Here is a 23,338-nt window from a genome sequence, read left to right on the forward strand (position 1 = left end):
TCTTGCGTATAATAGTGAAAAAAGAAGTTGGAGAATTGGGTATATGACGAAAATTGGGATAATTTGGCGGGAAACATTTCGACGGTATTGGCGCACGATGGTGATTTTTGCCATCATCAATGTCGTGATTTGGATTGTCGTGTTGGCATTGGTTAAATTCAATGCCTTTGGGCTACATGATTTGGCTTTGAAATCAATTAAAGCAAATTTTGTGAACGATGCATCGTCGCACAAAATTAATCATAGCGGCGCCTTTGGTGGGTTTGTGCAATTAACATGGCACAACTATTTAGGTGGTTTGGCCACGGTGGCGATATCACTCATTCCAATCCCGTTTTGGTGGGTGACGGCGGTGATGAATCCAGCCTCAATTGGCTATTTACTTGGCTTATCACCAATCCCCGTGACAACGTTCTTTGCGGGTATTTTTCCCCACAGTATTGTCGAAATGCCCATGCAGTGGTTGGAATTTAGTATTGCTTGGGAAACATTCCGCTTGATTTGGCAAAATATCCGGACGAAGCAAGGCTGGTGGCATGGCGTAGACTGGCGTCGCATTATCACAATTCTAATTGTAGTGGTGTTGCCCATGGCCATTGTGGCAGGTGCCATTGAGAGCTTTATCACGCCGGCGTTGTTGAATATGGCGAAGTAGCATTACAAGTTATAAACGCTTGATAATAAAAAAAGAAAATCCCCAATCGGAGCGACACTTCCGATTGGGGATTTTCTTTAGAGGTAGTGACGGGAATCGAACCCGCGATGGCGGTTTTGCAGACCGGTGCCTTACCACTTGGCTACACTACCAAATTAATCATAGTATTTGTACCACGAATACATATTATAGGGGAAATGTGAACATCTTGCAATTCAATAGGGCATTTTCTAAGATGTCAAGCAATATGCTTAATATCTTCACGCAATAGTTTAACCATTGTAACTTCTGTTTTCTATCACTGAAAAGGAAAAATCGCCTCGTATCATACACAGTGAGGGGGAGTCTCGTGACTTCCTGGAGTGGCGAGAATACATAAACAAGTAATGATAGAGGCAGACTTATGGAAAAGAATGATTTTGCAAAAGCGAATACGCAACAGGCAAAGCATCGCCGTATGTGGGTGACCGCGGGGATGACGGCACTAACGGTTGGGGCAAGTATTGCTGGGCCAGAACTATTGGATGAAGTTCAGACTGAATTGGGGAATAATGAGCCACGCACGACGGTAACGAAAGATAGTTCACCGTTGGTTAAGGTGGGAAATGTGTTGTTTTCATCACGTACGGCAGCCGCGGAGACAATTAATAATGTGGTGGATGCCAATGGCGGTAACCACAGTTTTAAATCAACGCAAACCCAAGTGACGACCAACTTTACCGGTTCGGGAACTGGTTTTTCGAATGCAAGTGGGTCGTATGACGGGCAAAGTGCAACGTTTACGACGTTGACGAATACATCAGGAAACGACCAAGGTGCGATTGCTTTTAACAAGCAATTGGATATGACGGCCAACTGGACGATGAAATTCAATTTGAATTTGACGAAGTACAATACCGGTGGAACGGCCGGTTTGATTACTGGTAACCCAGCAAATGGAGCTGGTGACTTCTTGGGACTAGTTTTGGCCCCGGTTGCACCTAATAAATTGGGAACTAGCGGAGGAACAACAGGTAGCTCGCTTGGAATGGGGAATACTATAGATGATAACGGTAATCCTGTTGCGGGAACGGGAATCCCAAATGCTGTACAGTGGGGGATTGATTTTTATAAAAATACCGGTGATGCCAGTAATTTAGAAAATCCAACTGATGGGACGGGTGGGTCTCTGCTGGGTTCTGATGGTAAGGACGGAACTCAAGTGGCGGGTTTTCGTACAACCGACGCTAATGGAAATTTGAATACTGTGTCAGGATCGACGGGTTTTCAATCGTTTAATCACGATACGGGTAGTACCCTAATGGGATTTACTGGTCCGGGTCCGGAAAGTAAAACCGATGCTGGCTGGGCTGGCCCATCTGATCCCAATTTGGAAGCAGAAATGACGGCCACGTATACGTATTCGAATGGTGTGGGAACACTGACGATTAAGGCCGATAACGGTACCTATACAGCTTCAAAGCAAATTACGATTACCGAGGGCGTCAATTCAACAATGTCGGTGGGATTTAAGGCTTCCGACGGTGCCAAGTATTCGCAAAAGGGTGTCACAATTCGTGAATTTGATTTGACGTTGCCAACCGCAGATACCAAGGTTAACTACATTGACAAAGAAGGCAATGCTATTTCTGGGCAGGCTAGTACCACGATTAAGTCAAACGTTAATGACACGTTGGGCATTGTGACGTCTGGCGCGTCAACTAACACGACGGGGACAGCGCACACGTTTACGGCGCCAACGATTGCCGGCTACACGTATTTGGGGACAACGTATGGCACGTCTAAATCAACGACGGGGCCATTGACGGTATCTGACACTGACGCGAACAACATTATCAATGTGCAATACGCGAAAAACTCAAAGATTACGACGGTCTTTGTGGACCAGAATGGCCACGTGCTATCAACGGTGCCATCCGTTGAATTGGGAACGGCCGGTACAAATTACGACGGGCAGAAAGCTACGGCTGCAGCGGATTACGCGGATTATACAGCTGCATTAGCGACTGCCAAGAGTAATGGCTACACCGGCGTCAGTGGCGTTTATTCAGATTCTGCCTTAACAACGAAACTTGGAGCGGACTTATCAGCAGCAACCTTTGGCAACGCTGATAAAACAGTTTATGTGCAATTAACGCCAGCCCCTCAAACGGCCACAATCACCTACAACAAAGCAACTGGGTTGAGTACGGCAGGAAGCACGGCGCAAGATAATGCCGTGTCAGCATCGCCAACCTCATTGACGGGAGTTACGAATGACAAGTACCCAGCGAACACGATCCAAGTACCGGCGGGGATGACAGCCACAATCAAAGATGCGGCCGGTAACACGTTAGATACAGATACGTCGAAAGCGACTCACCTGGTTAAAAATAGCGATGGGTCTTATACGATTGTGGGCGCATTTAGCCTAACGTCGGCGGGGGCTTTAGCGGTACCGAGTTATACCGTAACGTATACGGCAAATGCGGTCAAAATGATTCAACAGTACCCGGACGAGACGCGATCAAATGATGGTACGGCCTATGGGACCTATAGTGCTGCCGGGGTTGTGCAAAAGTCAGGGTATGTTTCATTCGTTGATGGTACGAAAGCGAACCAAACACCGGCAGGCACGTTCGGTGCAACCGACAAAACGTACACCATTACGTATGAAGCGGTCCCTGCGACGGCTGGTGAAGTTGCTAATGAACCAACCGTGACGTCGGCCTTGGCAGCGGTAAATGTGGCAACGACCGAAACGGATTATAAAGCGGCGCTGGCAGCGTATAATACGGCGGTTTCTGATGCGCAAACGGCTCGTGATAATGCTGAAACAGCAGCGAAGGCCGTGGATTCAAGTGGCTTTTCAACAGTGACAGCAGTTTCTGATGCGCAAACGAATTTGAACAACGTATTGGCTCAAGCTGCGGCTGGACAAGCAACGACGCAACAAGTGATTGATGCGACAACAGCCTTGCAAACGGCGATTTCAGATGCGCAAGCCGCGTTGGATGCTGCAAAAGCCCAAGCTAAGACGGATATTCAAGCCAATATTGATGATATCAACACGCAAATTGCCCAAATTCAAGCCGATATTGATGCCATCCAGACATTAGCTGATCGCAATCCGGGAGATACAACCATTGCTGGTTTATTGGCGGATGCGCAACAACGCTTGGCAAATGCACAATCACAACTGACGCAGGCTGAGGCGGCGTTGGCAGCTGTTGATGGTGCGACTACCATTGCAGATGTGACGAACTTAAGTGATGGCGCTGATCAAAACCAAGCGGCAGCTGATTCGGCACGTACAATTGCGGACCAAGATTTGGCGGCAGCACAGGCACAAGATACGTTGAATTTGAAAAACGCTAAAGATGAAGCGATTGCAACGGCTGAAACGACGACAACCGCCAATCAATCGGCGATTCAACAAATTGAACAAAATATTGCCGAACTACAACAGTTGGCTGAGGATTATCCAAATAATGCGACAATTGCAACGCAGTTAATTAATGCGCAAGATGCGTTGGATGCAGCGAATAAGGCGCAAGCCGATGTTGATACAGCAAGTGGCGAAGTACCTGGTTTAACGACGGTTGAAGCGGTTCAGATTCAACAAGCGGCCGTGAACGCGGCGGGTAAGGATGCCCAGAATATGTTGGTTGTGGCCAATGATGCTGTGACAGCAGCTAAGGCTGAAGCAGAGAAGGTGCTGGCGGATGCGAAGGCTGCGGCAACGAGCGCTATTCAACAACAATTGGATGATGCGGATGCCAATATTCAAACGATTAAAGATAATATTGCGGCCATTCAAACGATTCTTGATAACAATCCAGGCGATGCTGATATTCAAGCGGCCTTGGATGATGCCAATGCACAACTAGTGACGGCTAATAACCAATTGGCAGATATGGCGGAAGCGTATGCTGATGCGACTGATGCGACAACGCCGGCTGAAGTACAAGCGGCCCGCGATGCTGCCACAACAGCTGCAACAGCAATCACCGATGCCACGACCCAATCGACAACTGATTTGACGACAGCTCAGGCGAAGAGCGATGCCAATTTGGCAGCCGCAAAAGCTAGCGCCGAGACAACGATTGGTGACCAGATTGATCAAGTTGGGGATGATATTGCAGCGATTCAGGATGACATTACGGCGCTAACGCAAATCGCGGCGGATAATCCAACGAATACAGAAATCGCGGCAAAGTTAGCGGATGCTAAGATACAATTAGCAACTGCTCAGACACAGGAGTCTAATCTTAAGGATACGAAGGCAGCTATTGATGCTGCAACGACTTTAGCAGATGTGAGTGCGCTTGAAGAGACTGCAACGACGGCGGAAACGACGAGTGCGACAGCCAAGACAGCAGCGGATCAAGATTTGACGGATGCTCAGGCATTAGCGGCCGCTGATTTGCAGGCCGCGCAAACTGCTGCTACGACAACGATTCAAGGCAACATCGACGCTATCCAAGCTCAGGTGGATCAAATTACGCAAGATATTGCCACGATTGAAACGTTAGCGACGAACAACCCAGGCGATACAGTCATTGCGGACGCGCTTAGTGACGCAGAGCAACAGTTAGCGGATGCCCAAACGGCGTTGACGGATGCGCAAACGCAACAAACGGCGATTGCGGATGCGACGACACCAGCTGCTGTGCAAGCGCTAGTTGATGTGGCAGCAACCGATCAAACGACGGCTGAAACAGCTGGGACGACATCGACGCAAGATGTGGCAACGGCGCAGCGTCAAAATGATGCCAATTTGGCAACAGCCCAAGCGGCAGCAAAGGATGCGTTGCAAGATAATATTGATGAAATTAATGATGCAATTGCCCAAATTGCAGCGGATGTGGCGACGTTACAAACGCTGGCAGATAACAATCCAAATGATCAAGCAATTGCGGATAAATTGGCTGATGCGTTAACGCAGCAACAAACAGCGCAGGATGCGTTGGCAGATGCTCAAACACAATTGACCAATGTTGACCAAACGACAACGTTGGCCCAGGTTGACGCACTGACGACACAAGGACAAGCGGATGAAGATGCGACGAAGGCTGCAGCTGAAGCGGTGAATACAGACGTTACAACAGCGCAAAATCAATCGGCCACTAACTTGGCGGATGCCAAAGAAACGGCTAAGGATACCATTCAAGCCAATATTGACCAAATCACGAGTGATGGGACGGCGATTGATAATATTATTGCGGAATTGACGGATTTGGTGACGAACAATCCAGGTGATACAACCATCGCGGATGCGTTGCAAACGGCGCAAGATGAAAAGGCGAAGCAAGCTGATGCCTTGAAGGATGCTCAGGCCCAACTCGCCCAAGTCGATGAGCAGACGACTCTGGCCGATGTGGCTGATTTAGTTGATCAAGCAGCAACTGATCAAGCAACAGCGGACCAATCGGTGGTTGATGCGTCACAAGCCTTAGACACAGCCAACGCGCAGTCAGCAGATAACTTGGCTGACGCAAAAACGGCGGCCAAAACAACGATTACCAGCGACCTAACGGACATTCAGGATAATATTGCAGACCTACAACAACTAGTAACTGATAATCCAACGAACACGCAAATTGCGGATAAGTTGGCGGATGCGCAACAACAATTGACCGACGCCCAGGCAGAAAAGCAGGCTGCGCAGGATGCGTTAGATGCGGTTGATAATCAGACGACGTTGGCGGATGTGCAAGCCCAAACTGATGCAGCCGGTCAGGCGGTGGTTAATTCTGATGGGGATGCCACGCAGGCGCAAACCGATTTGGATGAGGCACAGAACTTGGCGAATGCTGATTTAGCAGCGGACCAAGCGGCAGCCCAAAAAGCAGTTGATGATCAAATTGCCCAAATTACGGATGATATTGCAGCGATTACGGATGATGTCGCGGACTTGCAAGAGATTGCGAAAAATAATCCGGATGATACGACGATTGCGGATAAGCTGGCGGATGCCCAAGCACAACAGCAAGCAGCTGAAAATGCGTTGACAGAAGCGCAAAACCAAAAGACAGCGATTGATAATGCCACGACGCCTGCTGAAGTGACGGCTGCTCAAACAACGGCCGAAACTGCTGGTCAAACGGCGAGCGATGCTAAGACTGTAGCCGACCAGGATGTGGTTGATGCGCAAGCAAAGTCAGATGCCAATTTGGCCGCGGCAAAGACGGCCGCCGAGACGGCGCTAGATCAGAATATTGCCAACATCACAGACGATGTGGCAGCTATTCAAGATATTGTGGATGAGTTACAGAAGCTCGCGGATAATAACCCAGGCGATACGGAAATTGCGGATAAGCTGGCGGATGCCCAGACCCAGTTGACGACGGCGAATGATGCGTTAACGGATGCTCAGAACCAGAAGACAGCGGTTGCTGATGCGACAACGCTGGCGGATGTTCAGACGGCCGTTGATGCTGGTCAGGCGGATGAAGATGCGGCGCAAACGGCTTTGGAAAATGCGCAGGCTGATCAAACTGCAGCGCAAGCGAAGTCGGACAGTAACTTGGATGACGCGCAACAAGCAGCTAAGGATGCGATGACGCAAGACCTGGCGACGATTACGGATAACGTGGCAGCTATTCAAGATGACGTGACGGCCCTTGAACAAATTGCGGCTGATAATCCGACAAATCAATTGATTCAAGATAAGCTAGCAGATGCGCAACAGCAATTAACGGATGCGCAAACGGCGCAAACGAACGCGGAACAAGCGTTAGATGCTGTGACACAGGCAACAACACCAGCCGAAGTGGCCGCGCAAGAACAAATTGTGACGGAAGCGGTAACGACGACGACTGGTAACAAGGATCAAGCTGACCAAGACTTGGCTGATGCCAAGGATTTGGCAGGGGCGGATTTGGCTGCTGACCAAACGGCTGCGCAGGATGCGGTGACGAATCAAATTGACCAGATAACGGCTAATATTGACCAAATCAATAAAGATATCGCGACATTGACGGACATTGCGGCGAACAATCCAGATGATACAGAAATTGCAGATAAACTGGCCGATGCCAAGACACAATTAACTACAGCGGAAACGGCGCTAACCACGGCTGAAAACCAAAAAGACGCGATTGCGGCAGCAACGACACCGGCTGAAGTGGCCACAGCGCAATCATCGGCTGAACAAGCAGGTGACACGGCGCAAACGGCACAAGATACGGCAGATCAGGATGTAGTTGAAGCACAAACAAAGTCGGATGCCAATTTGGCAGCAGCCAAGACTGCGGCTGACACGGCTTTGGACCAAAATATTGCCAATATTACAGATGACGTGGCTGCAATTCAAGATATTGTGACCGATTTGACGACGGTGGCGGCAAACAATCCAACTGATACGAGCATTGCGGATAAGTTGGTGGATGCGCAACAACAATTAGCCGATGCCAAGGCTGCGTTGACGGATGCCCAAAATCAGAAGGCAGCAGCTGACCAAGCAACGACGTTAGCAGATGTGCAAACGGCCGTTGACGCGGGTCAAACGGATGAAAATACGGCACAAACGGCCTTGGAAAAGGCCCGGGCCGACCAAACAACAGCCCAAGCCCAATCTGATCAGAATTTGGCGGATGCCAAGACGGCGGCCGAACAAGCGATTACGGATAAAATTGCGACGATTGACGATGATATTGCTCAAATTACGGCTGATATTGTGACACTTGAACAAATCGCAACTGATAATCCAGACAACACGACCATTGCCGACAAGTTGGCGGATGCGAAGGAACAGTTAGCAGCGGCGGAAGATGCTAAAACGACGGCCGAGGCGGCCAAGGACGCTGTGGCCGATCAAACAACATTGGCTGATGTGGCGAGTCAAACGGAAGTCGCCGATGAGGCGGTGACGGCAGCAGATACAGCGCAAAAGACGGCTGATCAAGATGTGAAGGATGCGCAAGCTGCAGCCAGTGAAGATTTGGCGACTGATCAGGAAGCGGCGAAGACGGCGGTTAACAATGATATTGCGACGATTACGGATAACATTGATAAAATCACCGATGACATTGCGACATTGACGGACATTGCGGCGAAAAATCCAGCGGATACAGAGATTGCTGATAAGTTGGCCGACGCGAAGGCGCAACTTGAAACGGCTGAAGGTGCGCTCGCTGACGCAACGGATCAATTAACGGTCATCGATAATGCCACGACCCCGGCTGAAGTGGCTGATGCGCGTGAAGCAGGACAAGATGCGGCTGACTTATCGCAGACGACGGTGGATAATGCGGCGCAGGATGTAACTGATGCACAAGCAAAGTCCGATCAAAACCTAGCAGATGCGCAAAAAGCCGCGACCGACACAATTACGGATAATATCGCAACCATTGCCGATAATATTCAAAATATCACGGATGATATTGCGACATTGCAAGATTTGGCAGACAAAAATCCGGGTGATACCACAATTGCGGATAAGCTGGCGGATGCGCAACAACAGTTAACTGAAGCTGAAGCGGCTAAGACGGCAGCTGAAAGTGACTTGGACCAGGTGGCTGATCAAACCACGTTGGCTGACGTCGCTGATGTTGTGAATGATGCAGCTGATCAGGTCGCACAAGCGCAAGAAAATGAGAATCAGGCCCAAACGGATGTGGATGATGCGCAACAACAAAGCGCCACGAATTTGGCAACAGCTAAGGATGATGCCAAGGAAGCCATTAACCAAAATTTGAGTGACATTGACGATGATATTACGCAAATTACGGCTGACATTGAGGCGCTTGAACAAATTGCTACGGATAATCCAACTAATACGGCGATTGCAGATAAGTTGGCCGATGCCAAAGAACAGTTAACAGCGGCTGAAACAGCTAAGGATGCTGCGCAACAGGCGTTGGATGCGATTGATGACCAAACAACGCTTGCTGACGTGGCAACACAAGCAAAGGCTGGTGAGACGGCATTGGCTGATGCTGACACAGCGCAAAAAACGGCCGACCAGGATTTGGCGACAGCCCAAGACGAAGCGACCAAGGATTTGGTGGCTGATCAGGTGGCAGGCAAGGCCGCGGTCAACGAGACCATTAAGTCGATTCAAGATGCAATCACGACAATTACGGATGATATTGCGACGTTAACAGATCTGGTAGCTAAGAATCCAGCGGATACCCAAATTGCTAATGATTTGGCTGATGCTAAGGAGCAGTTGGAGACGGCGGAAACGGCGCTGACCGATGCGCAAGATCAATTAGCCGCGATTGATGCGGCCAAGGTACCGGCGGATGTTGATCAGGCAGTTGCTGCTGCGCAAACGGCAGGTGAGACGGCAACGACGGCGCAAACGACAGCTAACCAAGATGTCAGCGATGCGCAGACTAAGCACGATGCCAATTTGGCAACGGCTAAGGAGACGGCGACGGATACAATTCAAACCATTGTTGATGGCCTGGCGGATAACATCGCCCAAATTACGGATGATATTGCAACGCTGCAAGATTTGGCCGATAAGAATCCTGGTGACACGGTGATTGCTGACAAATTGGCCGATGCCCAGAAGCAACTAACTGATGCAACTACCGCACAGAATGATGCGCAAGATCAGTTGGACGCCATTGCCGATCAGCCGACTATGGCTGCGGTTGATCAATTGGTTGCGCAGGCCCAAGCTGATCAAACGGCTGGATCAGATGCGCAAACGGCTGCTGATAATGATGTGATGGCGGCCCAAACGCAGTCAGACCAGAATTTGGCGGCAGCTAAGCAAGCGGCGACTTATAAAATGACAAATCAATTAACCCAAATTGATGAGAACATTACGCAAATTGAAAGTGACATCGATGCTTTGGAGCAAATTGCGGCGGACAATCCGGATAATGCGCAAATTCAGGCCGATTTGGCCGATGCGCAGGAACAGTTGCTTAATGCGCAAGACGAGCGGGCAACGGTTGAAGACGCCCAAACAAAGTTGGCTGATCAGACAACATTGGCTGATGTGGCTGATTTGCAGACGGCGGCAGACAATGCCGTTAAGCAAGCCGCAGATGCGCAAACGGCCGCGGATAATGATGTAACCGATGCCAAAGCGCAAGCTGCTAAGGACTTGGCACGCGATCAAGCAGATGCAAAGACGGCGATTAATCAAAATGTTGCGGTCATTCAAAATGACATTGACGTGATTCAAGATGACATTGCAACATTGCAGGATTTGGTTGATAAAAATCCAGGCGATGCCACGATTGCAGCTAAATTAGCTGATGCCCAGCAACAATTGCAGACGGCTGAAAGTGCGCTAGCGACGGCCCAAGATCAATTGGCAGCTGTTGATGCGGCCAAGGTGCCAGCAGATGTACAAACGGCTGTTGACGCGTCATCGGCTGCGCAAACAGTGGCAGATAATGCAAAGACGGCAGCTGACCAAGATGTAACTGATGCCCAAGCCCAGCACGAAAAGAACTTGGCAGCCGCTAAGGCGACGGCTGATGACACCATCGCGGATCAAATCGCGCAAATGCAAGAAGACTTGGCAGCGATTCAAGCTGATGTTGCTTCGTTGACGGAGATTGCTGCGAAGAATCCTGATGACACATTGATTGCGGCTCTCCTGGATGATGCTAAAGCGCAAGAAACGCTCGCACAAGATAAGTTGGCGGATGCACAAAAGCAAGCTGACGCGGTTGCGGATGCGCCAACCATGGCGGACGTGGCTGACTTGACGGATGCCGTGACGCAGGATGCTGCGGCGACAGCCGACGCACTGACGCAAGCTGACCGTGATGTGATCGACGGACAAACGAAGTCGGATGCCAATTTGGATGCGGCAAAGACGGCGGCTGATGTTGCGTTGGCTGATAATATTGCGCAAATTAAGCAAAATATCAGTGATATTCAGGATGACATTGCGACGTTAACTGATTTGCAAGATAAGAATCCAGGTAACACGGTGATTGCTAACTTATTGACGGATGCGCAAACGCAATTGGCGGAGTCGCAACAGTCATTGGCGGATGTTACGAATCTTGCGAACCAAGTGGAAAATCAACCAACTTTGGCTGATGTGCAACAGATTGTGGATGCGGCGCAAACGCAAACTGATTATTCGGATGGGGATGCAACGCAAGCGCAAACCGACGTTGATAAGGCACAAGCTGAGGCAAATGCTAAGCTGAACGATGCTAAGCAAGTCGCAACAACAGCTGCTAACCAAGCTTTGCAGGATATTCAACAAAGCATTGCTGGTATTCAGGACGATATTCGTCAACTTGAACAGTTAGTGACTGATAACCCGGGTGATACGACAATTGCAAATGCGTTGGCCGATGCACAAACACAACTCGAAACAGCGCAAGCAACCCAGACGGATGCGCAACAGCAAGCGGCTAAAATTGCGGCTGCCACAACCTTGGCCGATGTGACGGCGATAACAGATCAAATCGCCCATGACGAAGCCAGCGCGGGTGTTGATAAAGAAGATGCAGATGCTGCGTTAGCAACTGGTCAACAAAAGTCAGCCGAAAACCTAGCTGCGGCGAAGGATGCGGCCAAGCAAGATTTGCAGGATAACATTGACGCTATTCAGAATAACGTTGCTGAAATCCAAAAGATTGTTGAGACAATTACGGATATTGCAAATAAGAATCCGAATGATGCAGACATTCGTGCCACACTAACGAATGCCCAGAATCAATTGGATAAGGCGAATGATGCGTTGACGGATGCCAAGCAACAATTAGCAACGGTTGATGATGCCAAAACATTGGCACAGGTGGCTGAAAAGACAGCGGCAGGGGATGCTGATGAAAAGCGTTCTGACCAAGCTGTAGCGGATGCGCAAACCGAGTTAAAGCAGGCTGGCGCCAAGTCAGCTGATAATTTGGCGGATGCGGTAACTGATGCGATGAAGCAAGCAGATGCGAGTTTGGCGGCGATTCAAGCAGATATTGAGCAGATTAAGGATGACATTTCGCAAATTCGGGCGATTGCGACGAAAAATCCGGATAATCAAAAGATTGCGGATTTGCTTGCGGATGCTAATATGCAATTGACGGAAGCACAAAGTCGCTATCAAGCAGCACAAACAGCTAAGGCTGAATTGCAGGATAAAAATCAAACGACGACCTTGGCGGACGTTACCGAAAAGTTGCAGACGATTAGTGATAAGACGACTGCAGCTGATGTGGATCGGAAGCAGGCTGACCAAGATTTGGCGAATGCGAAAGTGGCGGCAGCTGATGATTTGGCGGACGCTAAGCAGCAAGCAACTGATGCGATTAACCAACAACTTGATCGTATTGATGAACAAATCAAGCAAATTGAGCAGGACATTGCAGATCTGGATGATTTGGCTAAGCAACATCCAGATTCTCAGGCGGTTAAGGACGCGTTGGCGGATGCCCAGCAACAATTGCGTGATGCGCAAGATGCTAAGCAAACAGCGCAGGATCAATTGCAACAGATTGGCCAAGCGACAACGCCCGATGCGGTTAATACGCTAAATGATGCCGCGCAAGCAGCTGGCGGTGCCGTGACAGATGCAGTTAAGGCAGCGAACCAAGACTTGGCAGATGCAAAGGCGGCAGTCGCCAATGAGATGGCAACTGCCAAAGATGCAGCTAAGGATAACGTGCAACAACAAATTAATCAGTTAACGGATGACGTGAAGCAGATTCAAGATATTGTTGATCAATTACAAAATTTGGTTAACCAACATCCTGGAAATCAAGCTTTGGCTGATAAATTAGCGACTGCACAGACACAACTTAAGGCTGCCCAACAGGCATTGGATAATGCCCGTGATCAGTTGGCAGCAATTGATGCAGCGACAACGCCAGCTGATATTGCGAAGGCAGTTAACCAAATTAAGGTCGATCAGGTAGTGGGTCAGCAAGCGCTACAAACAGCGCAACAGCTACTATCGGACGCACAAACCATCGCGGCAGGTCTATCAACCACGGCAACGGTTGTGCAAGCAGTGTCGGCTGGTCAAACCGTACCAGCTTCAGCGATGTTGGCGTACACAGTACCGCAGACTGTGGCGGTGCCTGGACCGGTTGTGACGGTTACGACAACTGGTGCGCCTGAGTATCGTTGGGCCGGTATGCCGGTAACGTCGATTGATCAAGCAACACCAGCTGTTGGGCAAACAATTGGTGAACGGACGTTGGCTGGGGCAGCCGCTTACCGTGCGCTAGATAATAAGGGCGCCCGGATTCAGGATCGACGGGTTGCGTTATCGGATATTAACCAGACGCAGCAACAAGATAGTCACGCGTCACTATTGCGCCATGGTTGGCGGATGCCTTACTACTTATCAGGTCGCTTCATGACCGATTGGCACTTAAATGCAGCAAATGTTGTGACACTATTATTCTTCGGAAGTTTCCTCGGATGGTTCTTTTTACCAGCCAAAAAGAAAGAAAATGAAGAAGAATAGTTAATCGTAAATGCTTATACAGCAAGGGTTTATAGCAAATGCACACAATGAATATTCATTGTGTGCATTTTTATTTTAAAAAAGGGGTTGCAAAGGTGTAGATATGTATGTATAATAATTTTTGTTGTTGAGCGAGGTTATCAAAAACAAAGCGAAGCACGAAACAAATATCATGGACGTTTAGCTCAGCTGGGAGAGCACCTGCCTTACAAGCAGGGGGTCACAGGTTCGATCCCTGTAACGTCCATTGGTCGCATGGTCTAGTTGGTTAGGACGTTCGCCTGTCACGCGAAAGATCACGGGTTCGAATCCCGTTGTGACCGTATAATTAAATATTACGTCTCATTTTAGGGGTATAGTTTAACGGTAGAACGACGGTCTCCAAAACCGTTGGTGGGGGTTCGATTCCCTCTACCCCTGCCATGGCGGTAGTGGTGAAGTGGTTAACACATCGGTTTGTGGTACCGACATGCGTGGGTTCGATTCCCATCTACCGCCCTGACGTAATGTTTAATAAAATGCCGTTGTGGCGGAATAGGCAGACGCGCTGGACTCAAAATCCAGTTCCCGCAAGGGAGTGTGGGTTCGACCCCCACCGACGGCATTTCAAAATGAAACGTCCGGTAACGGGCTTTTTATTTTGAATAAGAGAATATCGGGACGTAGCTCAGCTTGGTAGAGCACCTGGTTTGGGACCAGGGGGTCGCAGGTTCGAATCCTGTCGTCCCGATTGTAAAAAGACTCAGGAATATTTGTTCCTGGGTCTTTTTTTATCAGACAAGTGTTAGAATAATGCTATTAGACTTTTGAAAAAGAGGTATTGTGACATGGCAAATGAACCAATTACAAATGAATCCTATCAGCAATTACTCGTTGATTTAGGTGTTGGTGGACCTCAAGTTGGTGAAAAGAGCTTTAACTTGGCCGACGGGTTTCAAGTAAAGGACGAAGATGGTCAAGAAGAGACCTATACGTACTGGGATGTCATTCGCCGCGCTGATGATACTTATTGGTCACCGCTTAAGGGAGATCGTAAGACCTTGTATGACATAACTGGTTATACAATCTTAGCTAAATCAACCCAAGAATGGCTATCGATTGCGGACTGGTTTGCGTTGGAAGGTATCTAGGAGGGCAGCATGGCAGCAATTATGTTACGGCGAGCACTCTATGGTTTCGCGATGGGTGACGCGTTTGGTGTGCCGTATGAATTTAAGACTCGTGATACGTACGAGGTTAAGTCAGAGATGGTTGGGTATCAAACCCATTTTCAACCGGCGGGTACCTGGAGTGACGATACAAGTTTAACACTGGCAACTATTAATGCACTTTTTGAACCATATGAATTAGCTAACGTTATGGATAACTTTGTGTCTTATCTGGATGATGCTGCATTCACACCGTATCAAGATGTGTTTGATGTTGGCATTGGCACACGCGAGGCTATCTTAACATACAAGGAGACACATGAAGTGGCCCCTTTTAAGGCTGATGACGAAATGAACAATGGTAACGGCGCATTAATGCGGATTTGGCCAGTTGCCTTTTATGATTTTACAGCTGACTTGACGTTAGAGGATGTTATCGATCAGCTAACTGGTTTGACACACGGACATAGGCGTGCACGATTGGCGTCTCGTTTTTTTGTGTATCTTTTGCGGATGATGCCAAGAGTGAAAAACATTGAACGGGCGTTAGAGATGGCTATTCGGCGTTCAAATCGCACCGCAATGGAAACGGCAACTTTAGAAACTGAAGATTTGGGTTGGTTAGCTGTAACCGATAGCCAATCTGTACAGGATGTGATAGCGACTATTAAGCGGTGGTCGCGTACTGAAGTACCAAGTACCGGTTATGTCGTGGATACGTTAAAAGCCGTGTTGTGGACGTTATTACACACGACAAGTTATCAAGAAGCTGTTATGATGGCAGCGGGATTGGGCGAGGATACTGATACAATTGCCGCCTTAGTCGGTGTGATTGCCAGTTTTGCCTACGATGAATTCCCAGAAGCATGGTTTGATGCGTTAGGTGCTAAAGATAAAATTGAACGCGAACTGATCTTGGCAGATGAGTCAGGTAAATTTGCTTAATGAAGTCTAAATAAATACGTCATAAAAAGACGCCAGCAGGATGTTAAAAATCATCTCTGTTGGCGTCTTTTTTAGAATTGACGATGCGCTATTTACGTTTGATTAGTCTCAAAACAAGGGCAATACTGCTGAGCACACCTCCCAGCAAACTCAGCCAAAGTCCTATGGTTAGCCCAGGTGTTTGATAAGTGAGAACAAGGCGATTTTGTCCGGCTTTCAGTGGTATACCGATGAAACCATCATTGATCTTCACAAGGTGGCGGCCATTCGCCGACCAACCAGTTGAATATGGAATTGTTGTCGCTAACAGACGTGGTGACTGCACACGAATTGTGGTGAGTACTTGATTGCGCTTAAAACGCAATTTAGGGGCTGTTCTTTGGATTTCACGGGCAACCCGACTAAAGCGTTTATCAGTTGGTATCCCAACAATCCGCACATCAAATGAGTAGTCACCGTCACGACTAAAAGTTAACGGGATAAATTGTTCGTTTTTATAATCGGTTGCTTGCCCCAAATTCAACGTTACCGCGGTCTGAGGATTGTAGAATGACAAATTCGTCTGGCCGGTCTGACTGAATGAGACGTCATGATCATTATAATTGGCTGTTAGTTTGTAGCCAGCGTACTCCGTACCGATTGTATCCAAATGATGCTGTGTCCAGTTCCACGTAAATGCTTTGGAATTATAGCGGACATTAGGGCTACTCTGCATGTTGCGGGCGTTTTGGGTTGCTGAATACTGATACGCCGCCAGAGCATTTTGCTGGCGCTGACCAAACGTAGCGGGGGTATAACGTAGGTTACTAATCTCCAGATGTAGCTCGGTACCACGTAGCTGTTTGTTGGCCATTAAGAAAATGCCATCAGGTAATAGAGACGCGTGCGTCTTATAGTGGTAATGCAAACTCGTTTGCCCAGATTTGGTTTGATCAGTTCGGATTACGCCAGAGACGATTTGTTTGGCAAAGGCGGAAGATTGACCAGCTCGCATGCCTGGCACAACCACGCTATCTGCGAGAGTGGCCTCTTTTTCAGTGGCAGTCATTGGGCCGTAGTCTTTGGCAGCCACAGTATACTTCGGTAAATAGAGAAGCGGATAACTGTCTGACGATGTGAATGCAGTCTGATGATTAACGATCACATTGGCATTTTGTTCGTACGAATTTGGGGTCAAAGTCGAGCTGTTTTGATAGCGTGTTTTGACGCCTAAAACATTCATGAGAATGTTGCGATTATCCAAATTACTAGTGATGTCGTTAGGGCTACTACCAGCGATTTGCAAGCGGTGCATCATGGTATTGACCGCCTTATTTTGGACAGACCAGTAACTTTCAATGTTATTAGTCTGACTGAGGATAGGCAAGTTCGTGGTTGGGGCAATCCCAGTTGCGTTGCCTAATTGATTGTCGATGTAAACCCGACTAAAAGAGGGGTCAGTAACATTTTCGGGCAAGTAGTCACGCTGACCATGTAGTAGTTTGTTAACGCTCTGATCACTAAGCATGTCAGAGGTCGCCGGATTCGTATTATTGGTATGATTACGATTTGTAATAAACGTGACGTTTAGCAGCACGACAGCGATCAGCAGTGCCTTTAAGCCAGGCTGGGTAGGATGATGTTGCAAAGACCAGATTAACAGCAGGCTAATCGCGTACAGCGCAATCATCGGACTAAAGCGCGAGTTGAGACTAAAATCACTCATGATAAATAGCGATAAACTGGCGATGACACCAACGATGGCGAACCAGGTATAGTCGCGCAGTGTCAAACGACGCAAGTGCTGCAAAAAGTGAATCATCATTAAGTTAACAGGTAACGAAATCATGAATAACCACCGATTTGATGGCGATGAAAAGCCATTTAATATACCAGCAAAGGCAGGAAGGAGCAATCCAACGCCGGCTAAAATGAATACCCAGTTAAACGTCTTATATTCATGCCAATGGCGCAACGCATAGATGACTGCAAAAACGGCTAAGGCGCTAAAACCGCCTGTCACCCAAAAATCGGGTGTCGCAAAGTTAGCGATTAAGTTGCCAGGGAGCCCAAAATAATAATAAGCCGGGTACAGCATGAGCCCATTGGCTAGTGTTTTACCACTGCGGGCTGAATCCAGGACACTAATGAGGCTTGGAAGTAAAAGCACCATTGGGGTCAAAGTTCCAATGCCTGTTGCTAGCAATAAACGTAAATGTTGCGTCCAATTAAACCAGTTCCTGGTTACATACAGGTAGCCAAGCCAGAATACAAGTGCGCCCAGTGCCATCATGAAGGCAAAATAAAAGTTATTCCACAGTGTCCAAGCCACGATGATAGTGAACAAAAAGGTTTTATGGGTTACTAATAACCGGTTGAGTGACCAAATAAGGAGTGGAAAGATAATTAACGGGTTCAAAAAGAATGGGTGTTCAAATGCGGCAAATGCCGTGTAACCAAAAAAGATATATGAAAACGTTGCGGGGATCACGGACCAACGTGGAGCTCGCGGTACAAATCGACGGGCGACAAATAAAAAGCTGAGGCCAGCCAGAAAAAGACGAACGATAATGCTGAAATTGTAGTAAGCCAAGACGTGATCTTGACTGACGAAGGCTACGCCATACGTAAAAATATCGCCCAAAGTGTAATAAGAAAAAGTTTGTAAATAATCAGCGCCGAGGCCAAGTCGCCACTGCCACTGGGCCGGCCAAATATGGTCAAATAGAAGTTGGCGTAAAGTGACACGCCAATCAACCAAGGCGGGAAAATGCTGGGCAATGCCGTCACTTTGCCAGATTAATGAGGTTCCCGTTACAAAATAGGGCACGAAAATAGCGGCAGCGACCAATAAAAATAGTATGCTATATAGAAGATATATATTTTTCCAGTAGCGTTTTAACGTTGGCATGGTAGGTTAATCCCCCTTAAAGAAGTCATAATATTATAACATTCAAGGGACTATGAACATTTAAACCCCGACGAAAAGAGGGCTAAAAAGGCGGTATAATCACATTGTTAGTGTAATAAAGCAAAAAATTCATAGATTACACAAATACTGACGATAGGATAAAAACATCCAGTTTTATCGGAATAATCATAAAATGCAAACATATTTCACTGAAAGCGTTTACATATTCCGGAATGTACTGTACAATTTGTTTTGTACCTAAGGGATTAATAAATTAAGGAGCGTGGCAATTATGGTAAATTTCATTATTGCTAGTCACGGAGAGTTTGCAGCCGGCATTCGTCAGTCAGGTCAAATGATCTTCGGGGAGCAAGAAAACGTACAAGTCGTTACGTTTATGCCCAACGAAGGTCCAGAAGACTTGATGAAGAAGTTTGAGGATGCATTAGCAACATTTGAACCAAACAGTCAAGTGTTGTTCTTGGTTGATTTGTGGGGTGGATCACCATTCAACGCAGCATCACGTATTCAAGCGTTGCATGAAGATCAAATGGCCATTATTACAGGTTTGAACTTGCCAATGTTGATTGAAGCTTATGGGGCTCGATTCACAATGGAAACTGCAGCTGAAATCGCACATTACTTGATTCCAGTTGCCCGCGACGGAGTTAAGTCATTGCCTGAAGCAGCGGAAACGGTGGCGGCTGATACACAAGTAGCAGCTGAAGACGCGCCGGTCGCAGCACCAGTTGGTGACATTAACGAGGTTAAGCACAGTGGTGAGCGCACAATCGATGTTCGCTTGGCACGTATCGATTCACGTTTGTTGCACGGTCAAGTGGCAACGGCGTGGACCAAGTCAGTTCAACCAAACCGCATTATTGTTGTATCAGACGGTGTGGCAAAGGATGAATTGCGTAAGACGTTGTTGGTGCAAGCAGCACCAGTTGGTGTCAAAGTTAGTGTTGTCCCAATGCAAAAGTTGATTGACGTGTGGGATGACCCACGTTTTGCGGCAGTAAAGGCCATCCTTTTGTTTGAAACACCACAAGATGTTGCGAAAGCAGTGGAAGGTGGCGTTAAGTTGGACAAGGTTAACATCGGTTCAATGTCTCACTCAGAGGGAAAGCGCATGGTCACAAACGCGGTTGCGGTTGATGATGCGGATGTGAAGACACTTGAATACTTGCGTGATCAAGGCATTTCTTTCGATGTTCGAAAGGTGCCAAGCGACCAAAGCAAGGACATCTTCGACTTGATGAAGAAGTCATAATTATATTTCATGTTACTTTATTGCTAAGAAATTATTTGGGAGGATGAACGCATGATTTCAGCGTTTTTCGTAATTCTAATCGCATTCTTGGCCGGTGTTGAAGGTATTTTGGATGAGTTCCAATTCCACCAACCACTGGTCGCAGCAACGTTGATTGGATTGGCAACTGGCCACCTTATGGAAGGTGTAATCCTTGGTGGAACGTTGCAAATGTTGGCTTTGGGATGGATGAACATCGGAGCCGCTATCGCACCCGATGCCGCTTTGGCATCAGTTGTTTCAGCTTACTTGGTAACTGGACCTGCACAAGTTGATGTTAAGACTGGTATGGCTATTGCAATTCCTTTGGCCGTCGCTGGACAAATCTTGACGATTGGTGTTCGTACAATCACGGTTGCCTTGGCACACGTCGCTGACCGTGAAGCTGAAAAGGGTAATGTTGCAGGAGTTGAACGTGTTCACTGGTTGGCTTTGGTCTTCCAAGGATTGCGTATCGCTATCCCAACGGTAATTGTTATGGCCGTTGGTGCTGGCCCTGTTAACGCCGCTTTGAATGCTATTCCTGAAGTGATTACTAAGGGATTGGCTGTTGCCGGAGGATTTATCGTGGTTGTTGGTTATGCCATGGTTATTAACATGATGGCAACTGCTGAATTGTGGCCATTCTTCTTCTTGGGATTTGCCCTTTCAGCCGTTACAGAGTTGAACTTGATCGCTATGGGGATCATTGGTTTGGTACTTGCCTTGATTTACCTACAATTGTCACCAAAGTTTAACGGTGGTAACGGCGGCGGATCAAACGGTGGTGGTTCAGCTGGTGGAAGTGGTGGCGACCCAGTCGATGCCATTTTGAACAACTACTAGGAGCAGGGGGAATAACATCATGGATGAAGTAGTAAAGAATGAAGTTCACTTGACTCAAAAAGAACTTCGTGCAACTTGGTGGCGTTCATTCTTCTTGCAAGGTTCATGGAACTATGAGCGTATGCAAAACGTTGGTTGGGCATTCGCCATGATTCCAGCAATCAAGAAGTTGTACTCATCAAAAGAAGATCGTGCCGCTGCTTTGAAGCGTCACTTGGAATTCTTCAACACACACCCATACGTGGCATCACCAATTTTGGGTGTTGAGTTGGCCTTAGAAGAGCAACGTGCTAACGGTGCTGACATCGACGATGAAACAATTCAAGGTGTTAAGGTTGGTATGATGGGACCTTTGGCCGGTGTTGGTGACCCAATCTGGTGGGGAACTGTTCGACCAGTTTTGGGAGCCTTCGCAGCAGGTATGGCCCAAGGTGGGTCAATCTTAGGACCAATTATCTTCTTCGTAGTTTGGAACATTTTGCGTATGGGATTCTTGTGGTACACACAGGATCTTGGTTACAAGCAAGGTACAAATATCACACAAAACTTGGCCGGTGGGGCCATGCAAAAGATTACGATGGGTGCATCAATCCTTGGTATGTTTATCATGGGTGTGCTGGTTCCTCGTTGGACGACGATGAACTTCCCATTGGTTGTGTCAAAGGTTAAGGTTCAAGAAGGAGCCGGTGTTGACATGAGCAGCTTGGCTTCACAAATCAACGACGGACACGTATCAGTGTCAAAGTTGATTGAAATCGTGAACCAAATTAAGGGTGGCCAAACTTTGGGTGCCTACAAGATTACAACGTTGCAAGACACGTTGAACCAATTGATTCCTGGTTTGGCACCATTGCTTTTGTTGTTCTTGGTATTGTGGTTGCTACGTAAGCGCGTATCAGCTATTACAATTATCTTCGGTTTGTTCGCCGTTGGTATCTTGGCATACTGGCTAGGTATCATGGGTTAATACCGAATGACATAATGTTTGGTAAAATGGTGAGTGGCGGTTAGACGTTACTTGCCATTTTTATTTCTAACTGGTTAGCTCATGCTAGCCAGATACATATTAATTGAATGGGGAAAGAATTATGGTACAAGCGTTGAATACAAAGCTATTTTTGGAAGGAAATGCGAATGCAATGATGTCACCGGTAAACATCAAGCAAGGACGTATTTTCTACGGTGATCAAGGGATTGAATTTCGGGCTAATGCCGGCGGTGGCTACATTCAAATTCCGTGGTCAAACATTGAAACGGTAAGCATGGAAATCTTCTTGAAGTATTACTTCCGTGGTTTTTTTATCAAGACGACACAAGGTCAAACCTTTGAGTTTGTTGGTGGCAAAGCTAAGCAAGCGCTGACGATTTTCCGCGAACAGCTTAAGGCAGATCAAATTCGTCGCCGTAAAGGTGTGTTGGAACGCAACAAATAAACGCGCTACAATGATGTCAGGAGGTGTCGGATGAAAACATTAAATTTAACGGTGGTTCGGCATGGTAAGACATATTTTAACCGCTATAATAAATTACAAGGTTGGGGTAATTCGCCACTAACTGATGAAGGAATTGCCGATGCGCACCATGCTGGTGAAAGGCTTGCTCACGTACCGTTTAAAGCGGCATATAGTTCAGACACGACCCGAGCAATGGATACAGCAAATATTATTCTGGCATCCAATAAATTGGCGGCAGATATCAGTTTGCAAACGGCTTGGAATTTTCGCGAAGAATTTTATGGTAGCTATGAAGGCAGCAATATGGATGTAGCCTGGACAAATGCTGGTGCGGCGGTTGGGTTAAGTACTTACGCCGCGATTGTTGATGCTTACGGTGTTGATAAAACGAAGGATTTGTTGAAAGCGGCCGATCCATGGCATGACGCAGAAAATGCGGCTGAATATTGGCAGCGGGTCGAAGCAGGTTTCAAGCTGATTTTAGATAATCCGGCCTTGCAGGATGGGGATGACGTTTTGCTGATAAGCCATGGCAATACGCTTATTTCCTTAGCCGACAGGTATGGGCAAGGCAAGATTCAAGTTCATGAACGTCCAGCAAATGGCTCGATTGCGAAAATGCAATTGTCGGCTGAAGGACTCAGCATTTCGATGTACAATAATCAAACGATTTAAAAAAGTCCCGTAGTAATCTCGATTAACGATTGCTACGGGACTTTATTAGTGTTGAA

At 47.6% G+C, this 23,338-nt stretch carries 10 protein-coding genes and 7 tRNA genes; 15 read left to right on the forward strand and 2 right to left on the reverse strand.

What is annotated here, in order from left to right; genetic code table 11:
- Positions 1–43: 43 nt before the first annotated feature.
- The gene (locus ACJ28U_RS05410; protein ID WP_099088633.1) at positions 44–655 is read left to right on the forward strand and encodes a stage II sporulation protein M; all 612 of its coding nucleotides are present in this window, start codon (positions 44–46) and stop codon (positions 653–655) included.
- A gap of 81 nt (positions 656–736) precedes the next feature.
- Here ACJ28U_RS05410 and ACJ28U_RS05415 read toward each other — a convergent pair.
- Positions 737–807: transfer RNA gene (locus ACJ28U_RS05415), tRNA-Cys, on the reverse strand.
- A gap of 251 nt (positions 808–1,058) precedes the next feature.
- Here ACJ28U_RS05415 and ACJ28U_RS05420 point away from each other — a divergent pair.
- The 9 genes from ACJ28U_RS05420 to ACJ28U_RS05460 all read left to right on the forward strand — a co-directional run bounded on the left by ACJ28U_RS05420 (position 1,059) and on the right by ACJ28U_RS05460 (position 16,126).
- Complete coding sequence (locus ACJ28U_RS05420; RefSeq protein WP_407618639.1) at positions 1,059–14,033, forward strand: hypothetical protein; 12,975 nt, start codon at positions 1,059–1,061, stop codon at positions 14,031–14,033.
- Positions 14,034–14,207: 174 nt separating this feature from the next.
- A tRNA-Val gene (locus tag ACJ28U_RS05425) sits at positions 14,208–14,280 on the forward strand.
- 2 nt (positions 14,281–14,282) lie between these two features.
- Positions 14,283–14,356, forward strand: a tRNA-Asp gene (locus ACJ28U_RS05430).
- Positions 14,357–14,382: 26 nt separating this feature from the next.
- A tRNA-Trp gene (locus tag ACJ28U_RS05435) sits at positions 14,383–14,456 on the forward strand.
- Between the two features lie 2 nt (positions 14,457–14,458).
- Positions 14,459–14,531 (forward strand) — tRNA-His (locus ACJ28U_RS05440).
- A gap of 22 nt (positions 14,532–14,553) precedes the next feature.
- A tRNA-Leu gene (locus ACJ28U_RS05445) sits at positions 14,554–14,637 on the forward strand.
- A 52-nt stretch (positions 14,638–14,689) separates the two neighbouring features.
- A tRNA-Pro gene (locus ACJ28U_RS05450) sits at positions 14,690–14,763 on the forward strand.
- A gap of 97 nt (positions 14,764–14,860) precedes the next feature.
- Complete coding sequence (locus ACJ28U_RS05455; protein ID WP_099087746.1) at positions 14,861–15,163, forward strand: hypothetical protein; 303 nt, start codon at positions 14,861–14,863, stop codon at positions 15,161–15,163.
- 9 nt (positions 15,164–15,172) lie between these two features.
- Positions 15,173–16,126 (forward strand): ADP-ribosylglycohydrolase family protein, encoded by a 954-nt coding sequence (locus ACJ28U_RS05460; protein WP_099087745.1) that lies wholly within the window; start codon positions 15,173–15,175, stop codon positions 16,124–16,126.
- An 88-nt stretch (positions 16,127–16,214) separates the two neighbouring features.
- Here the strand turns inward: ACJ28U_RS05460 and ACJ28U_RS05465 are convergent, their stop codons facing one another.
- Entirely contained in the window at positions 16,215–19,016 is a 2,802-nt protein-coding gene (locus ACJ28U_RS05465; protein ID WP_407618640.1) for a YfhO family protein, read from the reverse strand.
- A 292-nt stretch (positions 19,017–19,308) separates the two neighbouring features.
- Here ACJ28U_RS05465 and ACJ28U_RS05470 point away from each other — a divergent pair, with 292 nt between their 5' ends.
- The 5 genes from ACJ28U_RS05470 to ACJ28U_RS05490 all read left to right on the forward strand — a co-directional run bounded on the left by ACJ28U_RS05470 (position 19,309) and on the right by ACJ28U_RS05490 (position 23,282).
- Complete coding sequence (locus ACJ28U_RS05470) at positions 19,309–20,289, forward strand: mannose/fructose/sorbose PTS transporter subunit IIB (RefSeq protein WP_407618641.1); 981 nt, start codon at positions 19,309–19,311, stop codon at positions 20,287–20,289.
- A gap of 51 nt (positions 20,290–20,340) precedes the next feature.
- Positions 20,341–21,153: a PTS mannose/fructose/sorbose transporter subunit IIC gene (locus tag ACJ28U_RS05475; protein WP_099087742.1), complete on the forward strand. Its 813-nt coding sequence runs from the start codon at positions 20,341–20,343 to the stop codon at positions 21,151–21,153.
- Between the two features lie 19 nt (positions 21,154–21,172).
- Positions 21,173–22,120 (forward strand): PTS system mannose/fructose/sorbose family transporter subunit IID, encoded by a 948-nt coding sequence (locus ACJ28U_RS05480; protein WP_099087741.1) that lies wholly within the window; start codon positions 21,173–21,175, stop codon positions 22,118–22,120.
- Positions 22,121–22,241: 121 nt separating this feature from the next.
- Positions 22,242–22,586, forward strand: coding sequence for a DUF956 family protein (locus tag ACJ28U_RS05485; protein ID WP_099087740.1), 345 nt, complete (start codon positions 22,242–22,244; stop codon positions 22,584–22,586).
- 30 nt (positions 22,587–22,616) lie between these two features.
- Positions 22,617–23,282 (forward strand): histidine phosphatase family protein, encoded by a 666-nt coding sequence (locus ACJ28U_RS05490; protein WP_407618642.1) that lies wholly within the window; start codon positions 22,617–22,619, stop codon positions 23,280–23,282.
- The last annotated feature ends 56 nt before the right edge of the window (positions 23,283–23,338 follow it).

It is taken from the genome of Weissella sp. MSCH1, from assembly GCF_045799135.1.
GTDB lineage: Bacteria > Bacillota > Bacilli > Lactobacillales > Lactobacillaceae > Weissella.

Bases quoted from the DNA above. Each gene is read 5' to 3' on its own strand.
- ACJ28U_RS05410 (WP_099088633.1), top strand. From the start codon at position 44: ATGACGAAAATTGGGATAATTTGGCGGGAAACATTTCGACGGTATTGG.
- ACJ28U_RS05420 (WP_407618639.1), top strand. From the start codon at position 1,059: ATGGAAAAGAATGATTTTGCAAAAGCGAATACGCAACAGGCAAAGCAT.
- ACJ28U_RS05455 (WP_099087746.1), top strand. From the start codon at position 14,861: ATGGCAAATGAACCAATTACAAATGAATCCTATCAGCAATTACTCGTT.
- ACJ28U_RS05460 (WP_099087745.1), top strand. From the start codon at position 15,173: ATGGCAGCAATTATGTTACGGCGAGCACTCTATGGTTTCGCGATGGGT.
- ACJ28U_RS05465 (WP_407618640.1), bottom strand. From the start codon at position 19,016: ATGCCAACGTTAAAACGCTACTGGAAAAATATATATCTTCTATATAGC.
- ACJ28U_RS05470 (WP_407618641.1), top strand. From the start codon at position 19,309: ATGGTAAATTTCATTATTGCTAGTCACGGAGAGTTTGCAGCCGGCATT.
- ACJ28U_RS05475 (WP_099087742.1), top strand. From the start codon at position 20,341: ATGATTTCAGCGTTTTTCGTAATTCTAATCGCATTCTTGGCCGGTGTT.
- ACJ28U_RS05480 (WP_099087741.1), top strand. From the start codon at position 21,173: ATGGATGAAGTAGTAAAGAATGAAGTTCACTTGACTCAAAAAGAACTT.
- ACJ28U_RS05485 (WP_099087740.1), top strand. From the start codon at position 22,242: ATGGTACAAGCGTTGAATACAAAGCTATTTTTGGAAGGAAATGCGAAT.
- ACJ28U_RS05490 (WP_407618642.1), top strand. From the start codon at position 22,617: ATGAAAACATTAAATTTAACGGTGGTTCGGCATGGTAAGACATATTTT.